Origin of the sequence: Serratia sp. FGI94 (genome assembly GCF_000330865.1) — a bacterium.
Lineage (GTDB): Bacteria > Pseudomonadota > Gammaproteobacteria > Enterobacterales > Enterobacteriaceae > Serratia_B > Serratia_B rubidaea.
Map to the genome: position 1 here is coordinate 2,363,108 of NC_020064.1, position 22,571 is coordinate 2,385,678.

General features: G+C 57.4%; 15 protein-coding genes and 1 pseudogene. 9 read left to right on the forward strand and 7 right to left on the reverse strand.

The window, feature by feature from the left end; translation table 11 throughout:
• Window positions 1-117 precede the first annotated feature (117 nt).
• Entirely contained in the window at window positions 118-5,556 is a 5,439-nt protein-coding gene (locus D781_RS22250) for a VWD domain-containing protein (RefSeq protein WP_015672348.1), read from the forward strand.
• Between the two features lie 191 nt (window positions 5,557-5,747).
• On the opposite strand, the gene ggt is transcribed toward D781_RS22250, so the two are convergent.
• Window positions 5,748-7,421, reverse strand: coding sequence for a gamma-glutamyltransferase (gene ggt / locus D781_RS10750; RefSeq protein WP_015672349.1), 1,674 nt, complete (start codon window positions 7,419-7,421; stop codon window positions 5,748-5,750).
• A 146-nt stretch (window positions 7,422-7,567) separates the two neighbouring features.
• Between ggt and D781_RS22715 the strand changes: the two are divergent.
• A pseudogene (locus D781_RS22715) lies at window positions 7,568-7,757 on the forward strand (LysR family transcriptional regulator); the annotation flags it as partial.
• A gap of 259 nt (window positions 7,758-8,016) precedes the next feature.
• Window positions 8,017-9,273: an oxalate/formate MFS antiporter gene (oxlT, locus tag D781_RS10755; RefSeq protein ID WP_015672350.1), complete on the forward strand. Its 1,257-nt coding sequence runs from the start codon at window positions 8,017-8,019 to the stop codon at window positions 9,271-9,273.
• A gap of 62 nt (window positions 9,274-9,335) precedes the next feature.
• On the opposite strand, the gene D781_RS10760 is transcribed toward oxlT, so the two are convergent.
• Together D781_RS10760 and D781_RS10765 are read right to left on the reverse strand one after the other, a co-directional pair.
• Window positions 9,336-10,769, reverse strand: coding sequence for an NAD-dependent succinate-semialdehyde dehydrogenase (locus D781_RS10760; RefSeq protein WP_015672351.1), 1,434 nt, complete (start codon window positions 10,767-10,769; stop codon window positions 9,336-9,338).
• An 18-nt stretch (window positions 10,770-10,787) separates the two neighbouring features.
• A complete protein-coding gene (locus tag D781_RS10765; protein WP_015672352.1) occupies window positions 10,788-11,471 on the reverse strand; it encodes a type 1 glutamine amidotransferase domain-containing protein in 684 nt (227 codons plus the stop codon).
• A 178-nt stretch (window positions 11,472-11,649) separates the two neighbouring features.
• On the opposite strand from D781_RS10765, the gene D781_RS10770 reads away from it, so the two are divergent.
• Complete coding sequence (locus tag D781_RS10770) at window positions 11,650-12,480, forward strand: AraC family transcriptional regulator (protein WP_015672353.1); 831 nt, start codon at window positions 11,650-11,652, stop codon at window positions 12,478-12,480.
• A 119-nt stretch (window positions 12,481-12,599) separates the two neighbouring features.
• Window positions 12,600-13,565: a DMT family transporter gene (locus D781_RS10775; RefSeq protein WP_015672354.1), complete on the forward strand. Its 966-nt coding sequence runs from the start codon at window positions 12,600-12,602 to the stop codon at window positions 13,563-13,565.
• 37 nt (window positions 13,566-13,602) lie between these two features.
• Here the strand turns inward: D781_RS10775 and fusA are convergent, their stop codons facing one another.
• Entirely contained in the window at window positions 13,603-15,708 is a 2,106-nt protein-coding gene (fusA, locus tag D781_RS10780) for an elongation factor G (protein ID WP_015672355.1), read from the reverse strand.
• 658 nt (window positions 15,709-16,366) lie between these two features.
• Entirely contained in the window at window positions 16,367-16,885 is a 519-nt protein-coding gene (locus tag D781_RS10785; protein WP_041411804.1) for a DUF2778 domain-containing protein, read from the reverse strand.
• 381 nt (window positions 16,886-17,266) lie between these two features.
• On the opposite strand from D781_RS10785, the gene mgtS reads away from it, so the two are divergent.
• From mgtS to D781_RS10795, 3 genes are all read left to right on the forward strand, one after another.
• Entirely contained in the window at window positions 17,267-17,359 is a 93-nt protein-coding gene (gene mgtS / locus D781_RS23795; RefSeq protein ID WP_015672357.1) for a protein MgtS, read from the forward strand.
• Between the two features lie 115 nt (window positions 17,360-17,474).
• Window positions 17,475-17,678 (forward strand): hypothetical protein, encoded by a 204-nt coding sequence (locus D781_RS10790; RefSeq protein WP_015672358.1) that lies wholly within the window; start codon window positions 17,475-17,477, stop codon window positions 17,676-17,678.
• Between the two features lie 156 nt (window positions 17,679-17,834).
• Entirely contained in the window at window positions 17,835-20,273 is a 2,439-nt protein-coding gene (locus tag D781_RS10795; protein WP_015672359.1) for a DUF3772 domain-containing protein, read from the forward strand.
• Window positions 20,274-20,309: 36 nt separating this feature from the next.
• Here D781_RS10795 and D781_RS10800 read toward each other — a convergent pair whose 3' ends face one another.
• Complete coding sequence (locus D781_RS10800; RefSeq protein WP_015672360.1) at window positions 20,310-21,146, reverse strand: trypsin-like peptidase domain-containing protein; 837 nt, start codon at window positions 21,144-21,146, stop codon at window positions 20,310-20,312.
• A gap of 133 nt (window positions 21,147-21,279) precedes the next feature.
• Between D781_RS10800 and D781_RS10805 the strand changes: the two genes are divergently transcribed.
• The gene (locus tag D781_RS10805; RefSeq protein ID WP_015672361.1) at window positions 21,280-21,552 is read left to right on the forward strand and encodes a PTS transporter subunit EIIB; all 273 of its coding nucleotides are present in this window, start codon (window positions 21,280-21,282) and stop codon (window positions 21,550-21,552) included.
• On the opposite strand, the gene D781_RS10810 is transcribed toward D781_RS10805, so the two are convergent.
• Window positions 21,546-22,478: a LysR family transcriptional regulator gene (locus tag D781_RS10810; protein ID WP_015672362.1), complete on the reverse strand. Its 933-nt coding sequence runs from the start codon at window positions 22,476-22,478 to the stop codon at window positions 21,546-21,548. The genes D781_RS10805 and D781_RS10810 overlap by 7 nt on opposite strands.
• Between the last annotated feature and the right edge of the window lie 93 nt (window positions 22,479-22,571).

The window sequence follows — 22,571 nt, forward strand, 5'->3', positions numbered from 1 at the left end:
TCCTGCCTTGATCTCGTTGTCTTGCTTGCTTTATTTGTTTTTGTGCACCCGTCGATTAGTCAGACAAGTGTTGCGTTATTTTGTTTTCTTTTCTGTCGAGCTTTCCGGATTCCAACCATGAAAATAACCTTAGTAAAAACTCTTTTTTATTTTTTTGCGTTTCTGCTGGCAGCCATCATGCCCGGGCTGGTTTGGGCTCAGGCTTTACCGCCGCAGATTATTGTCACCTTTAGTGCGGATACTCATACTGTTCCAGCAGGGTATATATTCCTGCTGACTGCATTGGGCATTATCTTGGTCACACTGCTTGCCGTACGTATAGGCAAGCTGCGCGGCATCAGCCTGTTCGCGGTTGTGTCCGGGCTCGCGATCGTCATTGCATTGCTGGTGCTGCCCACCAGACTTGCCGATATTGACATGGCACGCACACAGCTCACGCAGCGGACGCTGGCGCTGGTGAGTAGCCCTGCCATACTGCAGGTACAAGAGGGCCAGAACGACAGTGTTCTGGTACAGAACACCACAGGCCATGCCATCATTGTACAAGATATCCGTATTGACAATGACAGCGCCAATCAATACAGCCTTACCTCCACGCCCGGAACCACTTGCACGCCAGGGGTTCGCCTGGAATACGAGGCAAGCTGTGTTATGCATATAGCATATATATCAGAGGGGGGTAATGGTGGAAACGACAGCTTCATAGACAACCCACAAACCCCGGACGACTTCATAAACCGCGCCCAGGCACTGGCCGATGGCGATGAGCGCATCCCCCTCAGCACGCCAAAACAGCTGGAGGAAGCGTTCAAGGCTCAAAAGGACCCTGAGGTCATTGCACACAACAACCGCCTGCACCAAAACCACAGACTCGTGTTGGGTGCCGTCGATCCCGATCCGACCTGGCACAAGACCGGCAGCAGCACGGACTTCATTATTGGCGAACCAGGTTCCAGTTATGTTGTTGATCTCAATAAAATTGATTTGCAAGGAAACGATCTTGGCGCTCTGAGTAAAACCGATCGGGCCAGGCTCAAATTTGAAGTTCGTATTCAGAAGAACGAGACTACCGTTAATTATGTTCCGTCCCACACCCACAAAGACTACATCCGCTGGGACGACAACACGCCTGGTCGTCTGCACATTCAGGTGCCGTCAGACTTGAACCAAGGGCGTCTTCTCATTGGTATCCGCCCCCGATTTAAAGACAAAGGCCAGACCGCGATCGCTGAACGCTGGAGTGTATCCGTCGTTGTAGAAATCTGGCCCAAGAGAGTGGGTGTACAAACCATCAGTCTTAATAGCATCTACTATCCAACCCGGTACAGCAAAGGCATTCAGCCTCGTGCCGGCAGTGCCTTCAGTCAGGGCGAGATAATAGCGCATCTGCAACAGGCTACCATCGATTTTCCTGATGAAGGAATAATCAAACCTCTGGTCGTTACGGGGGCCAACCTGGCTATCAATCAGCTCCTTGATGCACGTATTCCACGCCCTGAAGGAGGGGTCTATCCCTACAGTGGTCGGGTACTGCGCGTTATCCAGGGTAGTAACGGACAGCAGCTCGCCATCCTTAACTTTGATCTGGCCTCCGTGTACAACCTGCTCGAAGACGATCCCTTGGTCAAAGAAGGCGTTATGCCTGAATTTGTCACCTATCGTCTGGGTTCAGCGCAGCAAATACCGGGGGAACAGGGCGAGCCTGAACTTGAGTATTTTGGACCAGAAGAACGTAGTGGAATAAAAACCAGAGCCATTCAACCTGCGTCGGCTAAAAAGGAGACGAGAAGGAGCCCTATTGGTGGTGGAATCATTGAGGGGGGGTGTGAACATATAGGAAGTATTGCCCTTACACCCAGACTGGCAATTGCTGAGCCCAATGTTAATGTCATTCTTGAATACATGCTGGGTCTGGCAGGTATCAAAGCCGATTGCTCGCTTGAAGTAGATGTTTCTGACTTTCTTTTAAAAAAACTTCCTCTGCAGCGACTTAAGTCGCTGGTTGGCGCCAATCTTGAGGCTGCCATGTATATCGAGCTTAAGTCCGATCTGGAAGAGGAAACCCATACAGGGGTTGAAGCCTTTTTTACGGCTGCGGGAAATGTCGATGTTAATGGAAGCTCGGTACCCAAATTTGAGATCAGAAGCCTGCTGGAATCTGCCAATGGCCTAAAGAGTGAACCTTTGGCCTTGAATATTCTTTTCGGAAGTAATTTGGGTCTCAAGGTGAATCTATCGCTTGACCCTTTTGAAAGTGAAGACTTCGGTAACTTATTTCAACTTGGAACATTACAGGCCGACGTGGGCCTTAATATGGGCCATTCCATGCAGGATCGTAATGCGGCAGCAATTAAGCAGGGCAAAAGTCCATCAAAAAGCTCTACCAGCTTCAAACCCCATGGCAATTTGAGCATGTCAGCAGGGTTTTCTCAAATTTTGAGCTATTTGGGGTTACCCACCACATGGGAAACAAAAACCAATTTCAACGCCTTTAACATCATTAGTGAAGCAAACTACAGCATAAAAAAAGTGGATGATAGTGGAGCGGGGCAAGGTTCAGTTTCTTTTAAAGAACTTTCTGTCAATGGCGGGTTAGCGAATATTTTTACTAACCGTATAAAGGGTTATGCCAGTCTGGAAGGCAGCTCGGTCTATAATGATTCTACCGAAGATGTAACCTATGATCTGGATGAATGCGAGTCTCGTGGTGGCGTGATTAGCACACCGCTGATTGCTTGCATGGGCCGCCATTTCTGTGGCCCGGTGGATACAAACGCTAACTTTTGCAAAATAGCCTGGGTTTCTCCAATGATAGCCTGGGCTTATATGGACGAGGAGGCAAGCACAAGCGGCATTATTGGCGCTAATGGCGCAGAAGCCGTTGATGTTAGTGTTACCGGTTCGCCGTTGCAGCCAGAGCAAAACGCGTTCGTGGTTTCCCCTGCCAGTCCTCAGGCGTTCCGGGTCAATGCCACATGCTCGCAGCGCGGTGTGACGAGAGGGAAGACCCAGCTCTCGACAGGTGGCAAGGTCGTGGATGAGCAGTCCAACATGCTGATCTGCCACTGCAAACCGGGCTCAAAGGACTGCGACCGCGTCTGGGGCGACCCTTACATGGTAACCGCAGACGGCATGGCCTATACCTATTTGGCTACGGGAAACTACATTCTGTCGCGTGTGCATGATGCCAGAGAACAGCCGGTGCATGGTTTTGAAGTCCAGGCAAACTTCCTGCCCGGCTTCGGCGCGGCCTGGCTTTATTCAACGGCCATGCAGGTTGGTGATGATGTGGTGGAACTCCGTCCTGCCATTCTGGGCCATGGTACATTCAGTATCGGGCTCGAGGTTATGGTCAATGGTGAATATCTCTATGCACCCGCTAAAAACGGCACGGGCGGTACCTGGCCGCAAACCTCTGAGCGGCTGGTACAACTGCCTGGTGGCGGCCTGCTCTATGTAGACGCGTTCGTTCAGCAGTATTTTACATACAAGCCACGCAGTCTGACCGTCATCTGGCCGGATAATGGATCGTTTGACGGGTATGCGGTCAATGTTTCGGTGCTGGATGGACAGTTTACCGCACCTGAACCGTTTATGGAGTTGCAATTTACCCGCCCGCAGAAGTATGCCGGGCGCGAACGCGGCCTGCTGGGCAATAACGACGGCGATCCCAACAATGACTTTATCCGTCGCAATGGCCAGATCCTGGGGCAGGCAACGCCTCTGAGTTCAACCGCGCTGTACGCCCTGTTTGGTGGCGATTGGCTGGTCAAACCGCGTGAGTGTCTGTTTGCCAGTGGCTGCAACACTGAACCGAGCTTTGCAACACAACCTGTGGAACTTACACCGGAACAACGTGCCGTCGGCGAAGTCGCTTGTGGCGGATTGACCGGTTTTTACAAACAGGCATGCATTAACGACGTGGGTTTGACCGGCTCAACCGAGCTGGTCAAAGACTACTACGCCAATACTGAAGACCTGAATGCGATGGCGGATCAACTGGTGACCCCTGGTGTGGATGTACCGGTGTATACGCTATCGTCTGTTGGCAGCAAAGAGACAGGTTTACCAGGCTATCTCGGCACAGGATTCAGGCAGGCCTACAACGTTATGCACTACAGCGGCGGGGGCCAGTTCCTGCTGACAATCCGGCCCCCACGGGGTGCTTCGGCCTTTTTCAGCGAAGGTAGTGCTGGTGCTCTGCAAAAGAGCTTTTCCGCAACGGGCAGCCTGGATGTTTCAGTTGATGTGCAGTGTGATACCCCCGATTCTCTCTGGTCAAAATCAGGCACCGATTGGCCGTCCACGGGCGCCGTACAGCTGTGGGCGACAGATCCCTTGTCGGGGTTCGCGTCGCAACTATTGGGTGAACAATATCTTTCTTGCTTTACGGTAACAGGAGATAAAAACAGGATGGCTGCCGGATCGCTCCATTCGCTTATTCTGGATAACAAAGACCGAATATGGTCCTGGGGTTTTAATCGGGATGGGATGCTGGGTGACGGTACGAATAGAGACAGGACCCGACCTGTTCTGACCGATCTTACGCCGCTGGGTGGGAGTACCGTGGTATCTATTTCGACAGGTAGTGGAGCATCCCGTTCGCAGGCAATCGACGACCAGGGGCGTTTGTGGGCCTGGGGCTATAACTTCGCCGGCGCTTTAGGTGATGGTACTGGTATCGATCGAAACCGGCCTGTTCTGGTTGATCTTGCGTCGCTTGGCAGTAGCAAGGTAACGGCTGTTGCGGCAGGTCGTTATCATAACCTGGTGCTTGACGATCAGAGCCGTTTATGGGCCTGGGGCCATAATGGTGACGGTCAGTTGGGTGACGGCACAAGAACAAACGTAGCCTACCCCCTCCCGATCCAGGTGGATCTTGAGCCCCTTGCTGGCAGTACGGTAACAGGCGTTTGGGCAGGTGACTTCCACTCCATAATACTGGACGATCTGGGCCGTCTGTGGGTTTGGGGGAAAAATAAATACGGTGAGTTAGGTGATGGTACGACCACATATCAAACCCGCCCTGTTTTGGTTGATCTGCTGCCGCTGAATGGCCGTAAGGTCATGGCTGTTTCGGCAGGCGAACACCATACTGTGGCGCTTGATGAACAGGGAGGTCTGTGGGCATGGGGTCTTAATGATAGCGGTAGGTTAGGTGACGGTTCGACCACGGATCGGCACCGTCCGGTGCAGGTAGATCTTACATCATTGGATGGCCATAAGGTTGTGGCTATTTCGGCAGGTGGTTGGAACACCGTGGCGCTTGATGAGCTGGGGCGCTTGTGGGCCTGGGGTCCCAATGAAAGTGGTTTGCTGGGTGACGGTACCACCATAAATCAGCACCGTCCCGTACAGGTTGATCTTACGCCGCTGAACGGTCGCAAGGTCGTGGCTGTTTCTGCAGGCTCATTTTACTTTTTTGTGGTGGATGATCGTGGCGAACTGTGGGCCTGGGGTTCTAATAGTTACGGTCAGTTGGGGGATGGCACGAAGACGAGACGCTTAAAGCCAGTACGGGTTGACATGAGTGCAATGAACAACACAAGCAAGTAGTAAGAAATCTGTTTCCCAATAAGGTGAAATCGATGCGTCGGCAGTGACCTGCCGTGTGCTCGCTTTTTCTGCCATATCGTCCGAGGCGATGGCAAAGGTGCACTGATAACCTGCAGGCGATCCGGTTACCCATTGCGGGATGCCGGGTCACCCGCGAAATTTTATGGCCCGGCCGCAGCCGGGCTGTGTTTTTACCTGGCGACCACCAGGCCGGTGCCGCGTCCGCGCGGATCCGAGGCGGTTTCCGGCGTCGCGTTATTGACCCGAATCACCTGAATATCCCCCATATTCCAGCCCTGATCTTCCAGCGTATAGCCCATCTTCTTCAGCTGCGCGGCCACTTCGCCGGTTAATGGCGCAAAGCCGTCGAAGTAAATGGTGTCTTTCGGCAGCAGCTGGTGGTGTACCCGCTGCGCCGCTACCGCCTGCTGCAGCGGCAGGTGGTAGTCATAAATATTGTTCAGCACCTGGAAGATTGAGGTGAAAATCCGCGAGCCGCCCGGCGTGCCGATCACCAGCGTCACGTTGCCGTCGCGGGTGACAATCGTCGGGCTCATCGAGGAGAGCATGCGTTTGCCCGGCTCGATGGCGTTGGCGTCGCTGCCGACCACGCCAAACGCATTGGCGACGCCGGGCTTGGCGCTGAAGTCGTCCATTTCGTCATTCAGCAGGAAGCCGGCGCCCTTGACCACCACGCCGCTGCCGAAGTCCCAGTTCAGGGTATAGGTGTTACTGACCGCGTTACCGTCGGCATCCACGATGGAGAAGTGGGTGGTCTGGTGGCTCTCCAGACCCGGCCGTACTTTCTCGGTAGCGGAGATCGCCTGCGGATTGACCTCCGCCGCGCGCTGCTGCAGGTAGTCGGCGGCGGTCAGCTTCTCTACCGGCACCTGGCTGAAGTCCGGATCGCCCAGATAGTCGGCGCGGTCGGCAAATACCCGTTTCTCAATTTCCGCCAGCAGGTGGATATAGCGTGCCGAGTTCAGCGTTACGCCGCGAAAATCCGCCGCGCGATCTTCCTTGATGCCCAGCAGCTGCGCCAGCGCGATACCGCCGGAGCTGGGCAGCGGGGCGGTATACAGGATATTGCCGCGCCAGCCGATCTGCATCGGCTCGCGCCATTTAACCCGATAGTCCTGCAGATCTTGCGCGCTGATCAGCCCGCCGTCCTGTTGCATCTGCTTGAGCAGCAGGGTGGCGGTCTCACCCTGGTAGAAGTCCGTCGCGCCTTTATCGGCGATGCGGGTCAGCGTCTTCGCCAGCTCGGGCTGTTTAAACACCACGCCCGGTTGCATCTTGCCGAAGTAGTCGCCAAAGTTGGTTTTGCCAGCAAACAGCTTATTGGCGTCTTCACGGTATTGATACTGCTGACCGGCGACCTTAAAGCCCTGTTGCGCATAGCCGATGGCCGGCGTCAGCAGCTCGGCCCACGGCAGCTTGCCGAATTTCTTATGCGCCTCCCACAGCCCGAGCACCGTGCCCGGCACGCCGGCGGCCTTGCTGCCGATCAGGCTGAGGTTTTCAATCACTTCACCTTTTTCATTCAGGTACATGCCTTTGCTGGCGGCCCGTGGCGCAGTTTCACGATAGTCGAGGAAGTAGGGTTTGCCGTCGACATACAGCGTCATAAATCCGCCGCCGCCGATATTGCCGGCCTCCGGATAGGTCACCGCCAGGGTAAACGCGGTGGCCACCGCGGCGTCGACCGCATTGCCACCGGCCTTCAGGATCTGCGCCGCCACCTTGGCGCCGTATTCATCCGGCGCAGCGACGGCACCGGCGTTGAGTTCCGCCGCCAGCAGCGGGGTGCTTGCCGCCATGATGGCGGCACTGAGCGTCAGGATTTTGAACAGACGGGTCTGCATAATGATTCCTTGTAGGGTAGATTCTTATTAGGTTTTTCCTTGCCGGACAGCAGCCTGCATAGCGGCGCCGCATTCGGCTTAAAGAAAATAGCAGCAGAAACGACAGGACGCCGGACGAAGGTCGGGTTTCGTGATATGACGCAAATGGAAGAATGGTACGCACCGCCTGCGCAGGCGGCGGCATCAGCTTTGGCATGGAGGAGACCTTTCAGCCATACCTCGCTGACGCTGCTGGATGCATGGCTACCGACTTTCCCCGGCTTCTATCTTTATTTCCCCAGCAGAAAATATTTGGCGCCGAAGCTCAGGGCGTTTATTGATCATGTGAAGATGTAATAAATTTAATTAATAGACATAGTGATATTTTTCATTAATGGAAAATAAGCGCGACCTGGCTGCACTAAAATAACTCCCGCTGCACGCCTGCAGTGAATTGATGCCGTAATAAAACAGCACGCGCCTGCCGTTATACACTGTTTAATAATGACTTATTGATAGTGGCATGCCTGATGCATACCTCCGGAAGCTCGCTTATTCAATATAACGCATCGTTGCCTGCGCCAAATAGGGCGTATGGCCTTTTGCCGGAGGAAATATGACCACGCTTAACCTTCCCGTCGTTGTCAGCGCACGCACCAAATGGATTCAGTTATTTCTTGGGCTGGTCTGTATGGCATCAATATCCAGTCCGCAATATGTCTGGACATTATTAACCCGTCCGCTGGCGGAGAAAATGGGCGTCGGCCTGGCGGAGCTGCAGGTGACGTTTTCCCTGCTGATTATCCTGCAGACCTTTTTCTCGCCGTTTCAGGGCAAACTGATTGACCGCTTCGGCCCGCGCCGCCTGATCGCCATCGGCACGCTGCTGTCGGGACTGAGCTGGGTATTGGCCTCCCAGGTCACCAACCTGACCGGGCTGTACCTGGCCTACGGCTGCCTGGGCGGGCTGGGCACCGGCATTGTTTACGTCGGCGTGGTCGGGCTGATGGTGCGCTGGTTCCCGCAGCAGCGCGGCTTTGCCGCCGGGGCGGTGGCCGCCGGTTACGGCATGGGCGCTATCCTGACCACTTTTCCGGTGGCGAACAGCCTGGCGGTTTACGGCCTTGAGCATACGCTGTGGCTGTTCGGCGCTATTTTCTCACTGGTCGGGCTGCTGGCCAGCCAGGGCCTGAAAGCGCCGCCGGAGGAGGCCACCGCGCCGGCCAGCCGCTTTGTGGCGCAGTCGTCGCGCCAGTACCGTTCCGGCGAAATGCTGCGCGAGCCGCTGTTTTGGCTGATGTTCGCCATGATGGCGATGATGTCGACCTCCGGGCTGATGGTGACCTCGCAAATGGCGATATTTGCCCGTGACTTCGGCATTGCCGACGTGGTGGTGCTCGGCATGGCGGCGCTGCCGCTGGCGTTAACGCTGGACCGCTTTACCAACGGCCTGACGCGGCCGTTGTTCGGCTTTATTTCCGACCGCTACGGCCGGGAAAAAACCATGTTTATCGCGTTTGCTCTGGAAGGGTGCGCGATGACGCTGTGGCTGCTGTCGCGGGATAACGCCTTGCTGTTTGTGCTGCTGTCCGGCGTGGTGTTTTTCGGCTGGGGCGAGATCTTCTCGCTGTTTCCGTCAACGCTGACGGATACCTTCGGCAGCCGGCATGCCACCGCCAATTACGGCTGGCTGTACATGTCGCAGGGCATGGGTTCGGTCCTCGGCGGGCCGCTGGCGGCGCTGATGTATCAATACACCGGCGGTTGGCATCTGGTGTTTGGCTGTGCGATTGCGCTGGACTTTATCACCGCCGGTCTGGCGCTGTGGTTGCTGCTGCCGTGGCGTCGGCGTTTTATGCAGCGGCAGGGGTAACGGGAATAAAAAAAGCCGGTTAGCGATCGCTAACCGGCTGTTGGACTGCCAGCGTCGGCGGATTAACGGCCGGCGACGGTGACGAAGCGGGTTTCCAGATAGGCTTCGATCGCTTCGCTGCCGCCTTCGGTGCCGTGGCCGGAGTCTTTCACGCCGCCGAACGGCGTTTCCGGCAGGCCGAAGCCGATATGGTTGATGGTCAGCATACCGCTTTCCACGTCGCGGCCCAGCGCGTTGACGGTGGCGATATTGCGGCTGTAGGCATAGGCCGCCAGGCCGTAAGGCAGGCGGTTGGCTTCGGCGATCGCTTCGTCATAATCCTTGAACGGACGCAGCAGCGCCACCGGGCCAAACGGCTCTTCCGACATGGCGCGCGCGCTCAGCGGCACGTCGCGCAGCACGGTCGGCGCAAAGAAGTTGCCGTTGCCGGCCAGACGCTGCCCGCCGGTGGTGAGTTTGGCGCCGGAGGCGATGGCGTCTTCAACAAAGGCTTCAATCGCGTCGACGCTGCGGTCCAGCACCATCGGCCCCATGGTGACGCCGTCCTCCAGGCCGTTGCCCACCACCAGTTTATTCACCTCGGCGGTAAACTTCTCGACAAAGGCGTCGTAAACGCCCTGTTGGATCAGGAAGCGGGTCGGGGCGATGCACACCTGTCCGGCGTTGCGGAACTTGGCCGCCGCCAGCTCTTTCGCCGCGGCGTCCAGATCGGCATCGTCAAAAATCAGCACCGGCGCGTGACCGCCCAGCTCCATGGTGGCTTTTTTCATATGCTGGCCGGCCAGCGCCGCCAGATGTTTGCCCACCCGGGTAGAGCCGGTGAAGGAAATTTTGCGGATGGTCGGGTGCGGGATCAGGTATTCAGAGATCTCCGCCGGCGTGCCGTACACCAGACCGATCACGCCGGCCGGAATGCCGGCGTCGATGAAGGCCTGAATCAGCGCGGCCGGTGAGGCCGGAGTCTCTTCCGGGCCTTTCACGATGATGGAGCAGCCGGCCGCCAGCGCGGCGGACAGTTTGCGCACGATCTGGTTAATCGGGAAGTTCCACGGCGTGAAGGCGGCCACCGGGCCGACCGGCAGCTTCAGCGTCTGCTGCTGCACGTCCTGCTGGCGCGATGGAATAATCTGGCCGTAAGTGCGGCTGGCTTCGCCGGCGAACCAGTCGACCACGTCGGCGGCGCCGAGGATCTCGACTTTCGCCTGCGCCACCGGCTTGCCTTGTTCTGCGGTCATCACTTTGGCGATGTCTCCGGCGCGCTCGCGCAGCAGCACCGCCGCCTGACGCATAATGGCGGCGCGGCGGTGGGCGGAGGTTTCGCGCCACAGTTTGAAACCGCGTTCGGTGGCGGCCAGCGCCAGCTCCAGATCGGCTTCGCCGGCGTGCGCCACCTGGCCGATAACGGCGTCGGTGGCCGGGTTGGTGACGCTCAGGGTTTTACCGGAGACGGCGTCGCGCCATTCACCATCGATAAATAATTGTGTATTTGGGTACATAGGGCCTCTTTTCATGTCTTACTTCTGATTCAACAGCGCCAGCAGCGCTTTGGCGGTGGCCGCCGATGAGGCGGGGTTCTGGCCGGTCACCAACAGGTCGTCGGTGATCACGTACGATGCCCAGTCCTCGCCTTTGCTATAGCGGCCGCCGTTCTGTTTCAGCACGTCTTCAACCAGGAACGGGACGATGTCGGTCAGGCCGACCGCGTCCTCTTCGCTGTTGCTGAAGCCGGTGACGGACTTGCCTTTCACCCACGGCTGACCGCGGGAATCTTTGACGTGGCGCAGCACGCCCGGCGCGTGACACACGGCGGCAACCGGTTTGCCATGCGCCAGCGTTTCCTGGATCAGCGCGATCGAATGGTGATCTTCGGCCAAATCCCACAATGGCCCGTGGCCCCCCGGATAGAACACCGCATCAAATTCCTGCGGTACGATCTGCGCCAGCTTCCGGGTGGAGGAGAGCGCCGTCACCGCCGGCGCGTCGTTGACAAAACGGCGGGTGTCGGCGGTTTGCGCATCCTCTTCGTTACTTTTCGGATCCAGCGGCGGCTGGCCGCCGGCCGGCGAGGCCAGCACCAGCTGCACGCCGGCATCCTTGAAGATATAATAGGGTGCGGCAAACTCTTCCAGCCAGAAGCCGGTTTTTTTGCCGCTGTCGCCCAGTTGGTCATGTGATGTGAGCACCATTAGAATTTTCATCATAGGTTCCTTCAGTGGGATTAGACCAGTCGTCTAGGGTGGCATGTTCGCCCGGTGAATTCTAGCCCGGCGTGGATTTTCGTCCCGGCAACGCACAAGATGTGAACGTACCACTCAAAAGCCAGGCAATTTTCAACTATGCTTCGCTACTGAATTGTAGCCAACAGGATGCTCTGACGTGCAAGGCGTACCCGACAGATTCCCCGATAAAAAAGACCATGCCCGCTTTCGCCATCTGTCGCAGCATGCCGGCGTAGAGCTTTATCACGCCTATATTGAGCGCTACGCTTTTGCGCCCCATACCCATGACGCCTTCGGCATCGGCACCGTGGTGCAGGGCGCGGAGCGCTTTCGCTATCAGGGGGCGCAGCACCTGGCGGCGCCCGGTTCGCTGGTGCTGATGAACCCCGATGAACTGCATACCGGCGAATCCGCCAGCGACGGCGGCTGGCACTACCGCATGATTTATCTGGAGCCGGCAACGCTGGCGCAAATCAGCGGTGAAGAAGCCATGTGGTTCAGCGATGCGGTACGCCACGATCCGCTGGCTGCGCGGCGCATCGCCGCCACGCTGGGCGCGCTGTGGCAGGCGAAGGATCCGCTGGCGCAGGACGGCCTGCTGCTGGATATTGTCGATATCTTTCGCCCCCATGCGCGTGGTGCGCGGCCGACGCCCTCGGAAACCGCCCACCGTTTTGCGCGGGTGCGGGAATATCTGTGGGACAACTATGCCCAGCCGGTAACGCTGGCGCAGCTGGCCGCGCTGGTGATGCTCAGCCCGTTTCACTTTCAGCGTAAATTCAAGGCGGAGTTCCACGTGACGCCGCACCAGATGCTGATGGCGATCCGCCTGTATCGCGCCAAACAGCTGCTGACGCAGGGGCTGCCGGCGGCACAGGTTGCGACGGCAGTGGGGCTGAGCGATCAGTCGCATCTGACGCACGCTTTCGCCGCGCGTTATGGCACCACCCCCAGCGGCTATCAAAAGCAGGTATTTCCCACCAGATAAGCGCTAAAACAGCAATTTGCTACAAGCCAACCGGACCCGATTGCGTTAGATTGGCGCCCATTATCGCTTCGCACACTGCCAGAGCGTTGTCACGCACTGGCGTTTTTTATGGAGTCGTCATGTTGTTAGGGATTATGTTTGCGCTCTCTGCCGGGCTGATGTGGGGGCTGATTTTCGTCGGGCCACTGATCGTGCCGGATTATCCCGCCGCGTTGCAGTCTACCGGCCGCTATCTGGCATTCGGCCTGATCGCGCTGCCGCTGGCCTGGCTCGATCGCCAGCGGCTGAAAAAGCTGCGGCGGCAGGACTGGCTGGAGGCGCTGAAGTTTACCGCCATCGGTAACCTGCTGTATTACCTGTGCCTGGCCAGCGCTATTCAGCGCACCGGTGCGCCGATCTCCACCATGATTATCGGCACCCTGCCGGTGGTGATGTCGGTCACCGCCAACCTGTGTTACGGCCGTCATGAAGGGCGGCTCTCCTGGCGTCGGTTGACGCCGGCGCTGCTGCTGATTGCCCTGGGGCTGGTGCTGGTTAACGTTGCCGAACTGCGCGGCAGTACGGTGCCGGTGGACCTTTGGCGTTACGCCAGCGGTCTGACGCTGGCGCTGCTGGCGGTGGTCTGCTGGACCTGGTATCCGCTGCGCAATGCGCGCTGGCTGCGCGAGCATCCGCAGCTGCGGCCGGCCACCTGGGCGACGGCGATGGGGGTGGCGACGCTGCCGCTGTCACTGGCCGGCTATCTGTTGGTGTGCGGACAGCTGGCGCTGACGCAGCCCGAGTTCGCTTTGCCGCTTGGCCCCAGGCCCTGGGTGTTTGTTTCGCTGATGGTTGTGCTCGGGCTTTTCTGCTCGTGGATTGGCACGCTGTGCTGGAATGAAGCCAGCCAGCGCTTACCGACGGTGCTGGTCGGGCCGCTGATCGTGTTCGAAATTCTGGCCGGGCTGGCCTATACCTTTATGCTGCGCCAGAGTTGGCCGCCGCTGCTGACCAGCGCCGGTATCGTCTGTCTGATGGTCGGGGTGATTTACGCCATGCGCATCCGGCCGCAGCCGGTGGTGGTCTCGGTGGACAGCAAGGCGTAATGCCTGCCGCCGCTATCGGCGGCAGGCGGGAGAGAACTTAACGGGCGCGCTGGCTGATGATCTCATCGGCCACGCTGCGCGGCGCTTCCGCGTAGTGGCTGAACTCCATGGTAAAGGTGGCGCGCCCCTGGGTCATCGAGCGCAGGGTGGTTGAGTAGCCGAACATCTCGGACAGCGGCACCTTGGCGTGGATCTCCTTGCCGCCGCCGCCGGCGATATCCTCCATGCCCTGCAGCTGGCCGCGGCGGGATGACAGATCGCCCATCACGCTGCCGGCATACTCTTCCGGCGTTTCTATTTCCACCTTCATAATCGGCTCCAGGATCACCGGATTCGCCTGACGGCAGGCCTCTTTGAAGCCGAAGATCGCCGCCATGCGGAACGCCTGTTCCGAGGAGTCGACGTCGTGGTAAGAGCCGAAGGTCAGATGCACCTTGACATCCACTACCGGGAACCCGGCCAGAATGCCGTTGTTCAGTGCTTCCTGGATGCCTTTTTTCACCGCCGGGATATATTCCCCCGGCACCACGCCGCCTTTGATCTCATCGAAGAACTCAAAGCCTTTACCGGCTTCGTTCGGTTCGACCGTTAGCACCACGTGACCGTACTGGCCCTTACCGCCGGACTGGCGCACGAATTTGCCTTCCACATCGCTCACTTTGCTGCGGATGGTTTCGCGGTACGACACCTGCGGCTTGCCAGTGTTGGTGTCTACGCCAAATTCGCGCCGCATGCGGTCGACGATAATCTCCAGATGCAGCTCGCCCATGCCGTAGATAATGGTCTGGCCGGACTCCTCATCGGTACGTACCCGGAACGACGGATCCTCGGAGGAGAGACGCTGCAGGGCGATGCCCATTTTCTCCTGGTCGGCCTTGGTTTTCGGCTCGATCGCCTGGGCGATCACCGGCTCCGGGAACACCATGCGCTCGAGCGTGATAATCGCGTCGGGGTCGCACAGCGTATCGCCGGTGGTGACGTCCTTCAGGCCGACGCAGGCGGCGATATCGCCGGCGTGCAGTTCGTCGACGTCCTTACGGTCGTTGGCGTGCATCTGCACGATGCGGCCGATGCGCTCTTTCTTGCCTTTCACCGGGTTGTAGACGCTGCTGCCTTTTGCCAGCACGCCGGAGTAGACGCGCACAAACGTCAGCTGGCCGACGAACGGGTCGGTCATCAGTTTGAACGCCAGCGCCGAGAATTTTTCTTCATCGTCGGCGCGGCGCACCACGATATGGTCATCCTCGTCGTGACCGGCCATCGGCGGTACATCGAGCGGCGAGGGCATCAGTTCGATCACCGCGTCCAGCATGCGCTGCACGCCTTTATTACGAAACGCCGAGCCACACAGCATCGGCTGGATTTCGCCGGCGATGGTGCGCGCGCGCAGGCCGGCGGTAATTTCCGCCTCGCTCAGCGCTTCGCCGGCCAGGTATTTTTCCATCAGCGCTTCCGAGCCTTCGGCGGCGGCTTCCACCATTTTTTCCCGCCATTCGTCCGCTTCGGCCTGCAGCTCGGCAGGGATCGCCTCAAAGCGGAAGGTCATGCCCTGAGTCGCGTCGTCCCACAAAATGGCCTGCATGCGGATCAGATCCACCACGCCGCTGAAGTGGTCTTCAGCGCCGATCGGAATGACGATCGGCACCGGGTTGGCCTTCAGGCGGTCGATCATCATCTGCCGCACGCGGAAAAAGTTGGCGCCGACACGGTCCATCTTGTTAACGAACGCTAGCCGCGGCACCTGATATTTATTGGCCTGCCGCCAGACGGTTTCCGACTGCGGCTGCACGCCGCCCACCGAGTCATAGACCATTACCGCGCCGTCGAGCACGCGCATGGAGCGCTCGACCTCAATGGTAAAATCGACGTGCCCGGGGGTGTCGATAATATTGATGCGGTGCTGCGGATAATTATGTTCCATACCGTTCCAAAAGCAGGTGGTCGCCGCCGAAGTGATGGTGATCCCACGCTCCTGTTCCTGTGCCATCCAGTCCATCGTTGCCGCGCCGTCGTGAACTTCGCCCAACTTGTGACTGACCCCGGTGTAAAACAGAATCCGCTCGGTGGTGGTGGTTTTGCCGGCATCGATATGTGCCGAGATGCCGATATTGCGGTAACGTTCGATAGGGGTAGTGCGTGCCATAATTAACCTTGCTTAGCCGTGTGGCGTTTGACTCGGCGCCGTTGCGGGCGCCATATACCCGTTAATGATAAGGGCGCCCCAGCATGGGACGCTCATGCCGTACCCGGCGCTTGTCGCCGGGTGCTCATTAATCGTAGTTTACCCCGGTGATTTTATTAACCTATGGCTGCGATAGACGTAACTTTTCAATAGGTTGATTTTACTGTTATTACTTTTACCCCGGTAGCGACAGGATGAGGCAGGTAACACCCGCTAGTCTGAGAGCGCCGAGCGGCGCGTGGTGAGCGGTATAATCCAGTGTGGGTAAGAACATGCCCGGGCGTCGTTTTCCCGGGCGATCGGCTGGAAAACGGCCGGTGTTAACCGGCCATAATTTAACGGAGAAATTGTTTTTTTAAACGCCGAGTTAACATGAATATTAATTTGCACACGATAAGTGATGATAATATATTTGCAATTATCTCTATAAATAGAGCAACTAAATCGTATGGTTCAGGATATCCACCAATGGCATCAGTGATAGCCTTTGCCGTACTTAATGTCATTATGTGAGACATGTTGTTTCTAATTGGGATGTAATAAGGAAACCGCATTGTCACAATTGCCAAAACTGCAATAAAGATAAATGCTTTTAGTGAAATCAAAAAAAATCCATTCATCACTCACTCACTTTGCATGTGCCGTAGCTAATAACCTCAATCATACCGTATGCGCGTAATCCGGTATTTCTAACCGGTATTGCTGCCGTCCGCAGTAGCGCGGTATGAATCGTGGCAAAATCCGAATGATGCTTTAACGTGATACAGCCGCGTGACACAGTACCTGGATGAAGTCTAAAATTCCCCCGCACAACCCCGTTTATCCATGTATGATCGTCAATTATCCCATCATCCCTGAACAAACCAAACCAGTCCTTTTTCTTTGTTGGAACATTATATAGACGTCGGTTTACCATATCGCTAAACCACGTCTTTATTGGCTCCCTGACGCCTCCGGAGGGGCGATCCACAATCCAGTATTTCCCGGCCGGGATTGGGCCGTTATCGGGGATGGCTCCGCACCCCGGCGCGTTCCGGTAATTCCCGTTGCCGGAGAAGGCGAGAAACGTACCGATACCATAAAGCGTCAGCGGTGAATAATCCGCATCATTAACTATAAACTTTCCATATAGTGCCATGTTTTCTATCGTGATTGATATAAAACCGCTGTTCCTGCGAATGGACAACATAAACCGCGGAATAATTTTTTTAATTAGCGGTTTGCAATTTTTATAGCAAAACAGGAGTTTGCTTGGATTTATTTAACCAAATACCGAAAGACAGCGACTGACCCAGCGTCAGCGGCGGTTATTAAACATCCCCTAAATAAACGGCATATTTATCGGCAACATAAATCAATCCAACCTATAATCCCCGCGAAATAAAAAGCGTAGCGGGGCGGTTTTTCTGCCATCAATAACCCCACTGCAGATTCCTGTTCCTGGCGATACGGAGGTTGAAACCTTTAATGCGACGACGTGAGGTCATTATCGAAAACACTTAAACCTGAGGAAATGAAAATGGGAAACATGACGGTATTTCTCGGCTTTCTGGGCGTGATCAGCACTCTTGGACTGCTGGCAGCCTATCTAAGCACCAAATGGGACGACTAACTAAATGAATCTTAACGATCCACCCAGTCCGCTCCTCCCCGCAATCACGCTGCGTATTACGGGGAGGAGATTGTAACGACCTAACCTGGATGCTGTTGCACAGTGTGTCGCTATCATGATTATTTCAATTTTTGTTCTGCTGTATGCCATTCTGATGATCTCCGTCGGTATCAACGAGATCTACTTCACCTCCACCGGTGAATCTGCCTTCTTTATCAGCCTGCTGCTGACCTTCTTCGGCGCCTTGGTGCTGCTGGGCCTGATCTGGCGTTTTGCCGGCCGGCGCGGCGAAAAAAAACGCCCTAAACCGCAGGATTGACCGCCGACGCGCAGCCGTGGTGACGGCGCGCAGGATTCCGATATTCTGCCTATCATTAAGCAGCTATCATAATCTCGGTTTATTGTTATAGACGGGAGAGCCGGGGCTGTTCCGTCTGTTTTGTCTGTCTATCCATCATGTTGAGCATCGAGATTTATGATAAGGCCGTTATGGATCGTTCTGTTGATACTGGTGCTGTGCGGGCTGCCGCTGGCGCCTTACGGCGCCTATGCCGCCGACGAGGAGCAGCCTGCCGAACAGGCCGAGCTGAGCCAGCAGGATATTACCGTCGCGCTGAAAAACTATCAGAAAGACCTGGACGATATTAAGCAACAGGTTTCCAAAGCCACCACCGATAATCAACTGAGCAAACTGCAGGAACGCACGCAGCAGCTGGCGGCCAACGCCGAACAGTTGCTGACTGACCTGCAGCCGATGCAGGACAAGCTGAAAGGGCAGCTTGATGTGCTCGGCCCGCCACCGGCGCCGGGCGCGCTGGCGGAAACCGCCGCGGTGGTGCAGCAGCGCAACAGCCTGAACAACAGTAAAAAAGTGCTGGATGATTCGGTGAAGCGTTCGCAGGCCATCCGTAGCAGCACCCATGAGCTGATGCAGCAGATCGGCGACTTACGCCGCGTGGCGTTTAAAACGCAGCTGGCACTGAACTCTGGCAGCGTGCTCAGTCTGTCGTTCTGGGCGCCGGCAATCGCGCCGCAACCGCAGGACAGCCAGCGACTGACGGAGTTTGTCGCCGAGCTGCGCGCCGTCTGGAACGCCAGCTGGCAGGAACCGTGGCGCTACGGCACCGCCGGGCTGCTGCTGTTGGCCGGCGTTATCTGGTCGCTGGGGCGCTATTTCTCCGAGCAGATGCTTGCCTGGTTCAGCATCCGCTATCTGCCGGACGGCCGCCTGCGCCGCAGCTTCAGCGCGCTTGGCACCTCGCTGATTACGCTGTGCACCACCGCGCTGGCGCTTAACCTGCTGTACCAGACGTTTGCGCGCGTTGCCGAGCTGTCGCCGATGCTGCAGGACTTTGCCGACGGCTTTACCCGCCTGGGGATTTTCTGCGCGCTGATCGCCGGTTTGGGGCGGGCATTTTTGTCCAACCGTCGTCCTTCCTGGCGGCTGGCGGCCCTCGACGACGCCATCGCCGCCGGGCTGCGCAACTTCTCGCCGCTGCTGGCGGCGCTGGTGCTGGCATTTGGCACCGTCGAACTGATTAACAACGTGATCGGCGCCAGCCTCGGCAGCACCATATTCGGCAACGGCCTGCTGGCCGCGTTGATGGCGCTGGTGCTGCTGGCAATACCGCTGCGTGCCCATCGCCTGCGCCAGCGCAGCGAACGTCAGGGTGAACACGTGGAAAAACGCTCGATGATCGGCGGGCTGGTGCAAATCGCCACGCTGCTGGTGTCGTTGGTGGTGCTGCTGGCACTGCTGATCGGCTATATCTCGTTTGCCCGCTTCCTGATTTATCAGGTGATCTGGACCACGTTGGTGCTGATGGCGTTCTACTTCCTGATTCAGTTTTCCACTGACCTCTGGAGCGCCATCTTCTCGCCGCATACTGCCAGCGGCCGTTCGCTGATGCGTTCGCTGGGCCTCGGCGAACGCCATCTGGAACAGCTGACCATCGTCTTTACCGCCGCCTTCAAATGCGGACTGCTGCTGCTGATGATCGTGGCGCTGCTCAACGGCACCTTCGGCACCACCACGCCGAACTCACTGCTGGAAAAAATTGTCGCCATTCTCAGCGGTGAGGGGCTGAAGAAGCTGCATATTGTGCCCGGCAATCTGATCAACGCGCTGATCTGCCTGCTGATCGGCGGCTATATCCTGCGCGCCAGCAGCCGCTGGCTGAATAACGAGCTGCTGCCGAAAACCATCAACGACGTCGGCATCCGTGCCTCGCTGGTGACGCTGTTCACCAACGTCGGCTATGTGCTGCTGATTCTGATCACGCTGGCCGCGCTGGGCATCCAGTGGAATAACCTGGCCTGGATCGTCAGCGCGCTGTCGGTGGGTATTGGCTTCGGCCTGCAGGAGATTGTGAAGAACTTTATCTCCGGCCTGATTCTGCTGACCGAACGACCGGTGAAAGTGGGGGATATGATCGGCATCGGCGGCGTGGAAGGGGACGTGCGGCGCATCAACGTACGCGCCACTGAAATCCAGCTCAGCGACCGTTCCACCATGATCGTGCCGAACTCGCAGCTGATTTCGCAGAACGTGCGCAACGCCACTATGGGCAATGCGCAGGGGGTGGTGACTATTGCCCTGACGTTCCCGACCGAAATAGACCCTGAGCAGGTGCGCAGCCTGCTGCTGACCGCCTACCAGGAATATGAGGCGATTCAGGAGTCGCCGGCGCCTTATGTGCGCTTCAGCCAGCTTGGCCCGGACGGCATTATCCTCAGCGTCACCGGCTATGTCGCCAGCCCGCGGATGGTCGGATCCACCAAAAGCGAGCTGCTGTTCAACATCCTCAAGCTGCTGCGTCAGGAGCAGGTGCATCTCTCCAGCCCGCAGGAGGTGGTGGTGATGAGGCAGCGCCAGCAGCAGCTGGCGGCCGATGACGAGGAACAGAACGGTTGATCCCCATGCCGGCCCGGCAACCGGGCCGGCGTTGCGTTATACCTCGCCGCGCATGATTTTCCCCAGCCGGATCAGGTCGTTCACCTCATCGGCAAATTGGATCAGCGTGCACCCCACCAGAAACTTCCCCTTTTCCTGCCGTTTTTTCGGCTGCTCTTTAAAGATGCCCACTGCGCGCAGCGTAAAATCCCCGGTAATTTGGTGTTCCATAATCTGGGCGATCACGCTGCCGCTCATACCGGCCAGTGAAGAGAGTGAGGTGCGGGTGCTGGCCTGTTCATAGGTCAGGCCGCCTTTTTTGGCTTTCGGGTCGAAGGCAAAATAGATGTCCTCGCTGTCCGTATCGTAACTGAAATGGTGGAAGGTCAGGTTTTGCAGGTACAGCCCGTCATTACTGCGATCCACATGCAGCCGGTTGCGGTTGGACGGGTAGCCCATAATGACGAATGACGAGGTCTTATTCAGCAGTGCGCGCTCATCGCCGCGAAACAGCGTATAACCGCGTTCGCTGGCCAGCATCTCCTGGCTGAAGGGGATCACCGCATAGTCCTGCTGCGCATTATGGTAGAACTCCAGGTTGCGGAAGCGGAATTTCTCACCGTCGATCGAAAAGAAGGGCGTATCGCCCTGGCGCAGATCGTTGACCACGTGCGACGCGGTGATGATACAGGGCTGAACGCCGCCGAGCAGATGCAGAAAGCCGCTGCCGATCAGCTGCGCCTCCTTGACGCTGTGTGGTTTTCTGACAAAAAACGAAACCAGCGCTTTTTGCCACTTTTCCGACAGTCGGGTGGTGGCGTTTTGCTGAATCCATGACGGCGCCAGCGTGGTGACCGGTAGGTGCGGATAAAAATCCAGGGATGAATGACGCATGCCGATCCGTTTCTCCGTTGATGGTGCGTAGGGCATAGAAAGAATCTATATCCCCGCGGATTAAATCAATTTCCCTTCCCCGGACGCCCGCTCTATGCTGAAAGGGCATGTCCATGCTTTCGGAGGGAGAGTTATGACGCTTTGCAATTTGGCCGACGTACTGCTGACGGCCTTCGGCGGCGCGCAAAACGTGCGCCGTCTGCGCTACTGCGCCAGCCGCATCCGCGTCTCGCTGAATGAGGACCGCGGCCTGAACCGTGATGGCATCGCCGGGCTGGAGGGCATCAAGGCCCTGCTGGAGGTGCCGGACGGGGAAAACGGCGTTGAGTATCAACTGGTGGTCGGCCCGGGCAATGCCCGTTCGCTGTATCAGGCGATGAGCGAAGCCGCCGGCCGCGACTACTGAAGCTGCGGCCCCAGCCGTTCAATATGCTGGCGCATCAGCGCCAGCATCTGCTGCACGTGCGGCGCGTCCGCCTTTTCCCGCATCAGATACATCCCCACGGTACAGATATTGGATGATTCCATGTTCAGCGGCGCGATGCCGTAGCGGGCGAAGTAGCCGGCCATACAGCGGGGATAGGTCAGCATCACCGCGTCAGAATCATTGACCATATCAATGGCCGACATCATTGAGTTGGTGGACCAGATCACCCGCTCCGCCAGATGCTGGCGGTTGCGCGTCAGCTTTTTCTGCTGCATGTCCGCCACCATATGCTGATAGCGGGTCTCATCCGGCGTCAGCTCTACGCAGGGATAATCCAACAGGTCGTCCGGCCGCACGGCGCGCCCCTGCAGCGGATGGTCGCGGCGGGCAAACAGCGTGTCCGAGGTGGCGAACAGCGGCAGAAAGGTAATGCCGGCCTTCGGGTTCAGCCCCTGGATTTCATGGCCGATAAACAGATCGATATCGCCGCCCAGCAGCAGATCCATCAGCCGCAGGTGGTTGCCCAGATCGATATGGATATTGACCGTGGCGTGCTGCTCACGGTAGCGATTAAAGCAGTCGCGCACAAACATATACCACCAGGCGTGGCCGCTGCCCATACGCAGGCTCTGCGCCTGACGCGCCTTGATCGCCGCCATCTTCAGCAGGGTATTGTCATAGATACGCTGCATCATCTGCGCCTGTTCCAGCAGCAGCTCGCCGTACTGGGTGGTGGTCACGCCGGTGGAGGTGCGCTCCAGCAGCTGCACGCCCAGATTCTCCTCCAGTTTCTTCATGTTATGCGTCAGCGTCGGCTGGCTGAGGCAGAGCTTGTTTGCTGCATGACTCACATTTTTAAACATGGCGACTTCGATAAACTGGCGCAGAATTTTGTCCACGATCATGTTTTCCGCTGTTGATATAGATAGTTTCTATATCGTAGGTGTGAAAAACAATTTCCGCCAATGTCCCCCAGCCGATAGCGTGCTCCTATGCCG

Bases quoted from the DNA above. Each gene is read 5' to 3' on its own strand.
- D781_RS22250 (WP_015672348.1), top strand. From the start codon at position 118: ATGAAAATAACCTTAGTAAAAACTCTTTTTTATTTTTTTGCGTTTCTG.
- ggt (WP_015672349.1), bottom strand. From the start codon at position 7,421: ATGCAGACCCGTCTGTTCAAAATCCTGACGCTCAGTGCCGCCATCATG.
- oxlT (WP_015672350.1), top strand. From the start codon at position 8,017: ATGACCACGCTTAACCTTCCCGTCGTTGTCAGCGCACGCACCAAATGG.
- D781_RS10760 (WP_015672351.1), bottom strand. From the start codon at position 10,769: ATGTACCCAAATACACAATTATTTATCGATGGTGAATGGCGCGACGCC.
- D781_RS10765 (WP_015672352.1), bottom strand. From the start codon at position 11,471: ATGAAAATTCTAATGGTGCTCACATCACATGACCAACTGGGCGACAGC.
- D781_RS10775 (WP_015672354.1), top strand. From the start codon at position 12,600: ATGTTGTTAGGGATTATGTTTGCGCTCTCTGCCGGGCTGATGTGGGGG.
- fusA (WP_015672355.1), bottom strand. From the start codon at position 15,708: ATGGCACGCACTACCCCTATCGAACGTTACCGCAATATCGGCATCTCG.
- D781_RS10785 (WP_041411804.1), bottom strand. From the start codon at position 16,885: ATGGCACTATATGGAAAGTTTATAGTTAATGATGCGGATTATTCACCG.
- mgtS (WP_015672357.1), top strand. From the start codon at position 17,267: ATGGGAAACATGACGGTATTTCTCGGCTTTCTGGGCGTGATCAGCACT.
- D781_RS10790 (WP_015672358.1), top strand. From the start codon at position 17,475: ATGATTATTTCAATTTTTGTTCTGCTGTATGCCATTCTGATGATCTCC.
- D781_RS10795 (WP_015672359.1), top strand. From the start codon at position 17,835: ATGATAAGGCCGTTATGGATCGTTCTGTTGATACTGGTGCTGTGCGGG.
- D781_RS10800 (WP_015672360.1), bottom strand. From the start codon at position 21,146: ATGCGTCATTCATCCCTGGATTTTTATCCGCACCTACCGGTCACCACG.
- D781_RS10805 (WP_015672361.1), top strand. From the start codon at position 21,280: ATGACGCTTTGCAATTTGGCCGACGTACTGCTGACGGCCTTCGGCGGC.
- D781_RS10810 (WP_015672362.1), bottom strand. From the start codon at position 22,478: ATGATCGTGGACAAAATTCTGCGCCAGTTTATCGAAGTCGCCATGTTT.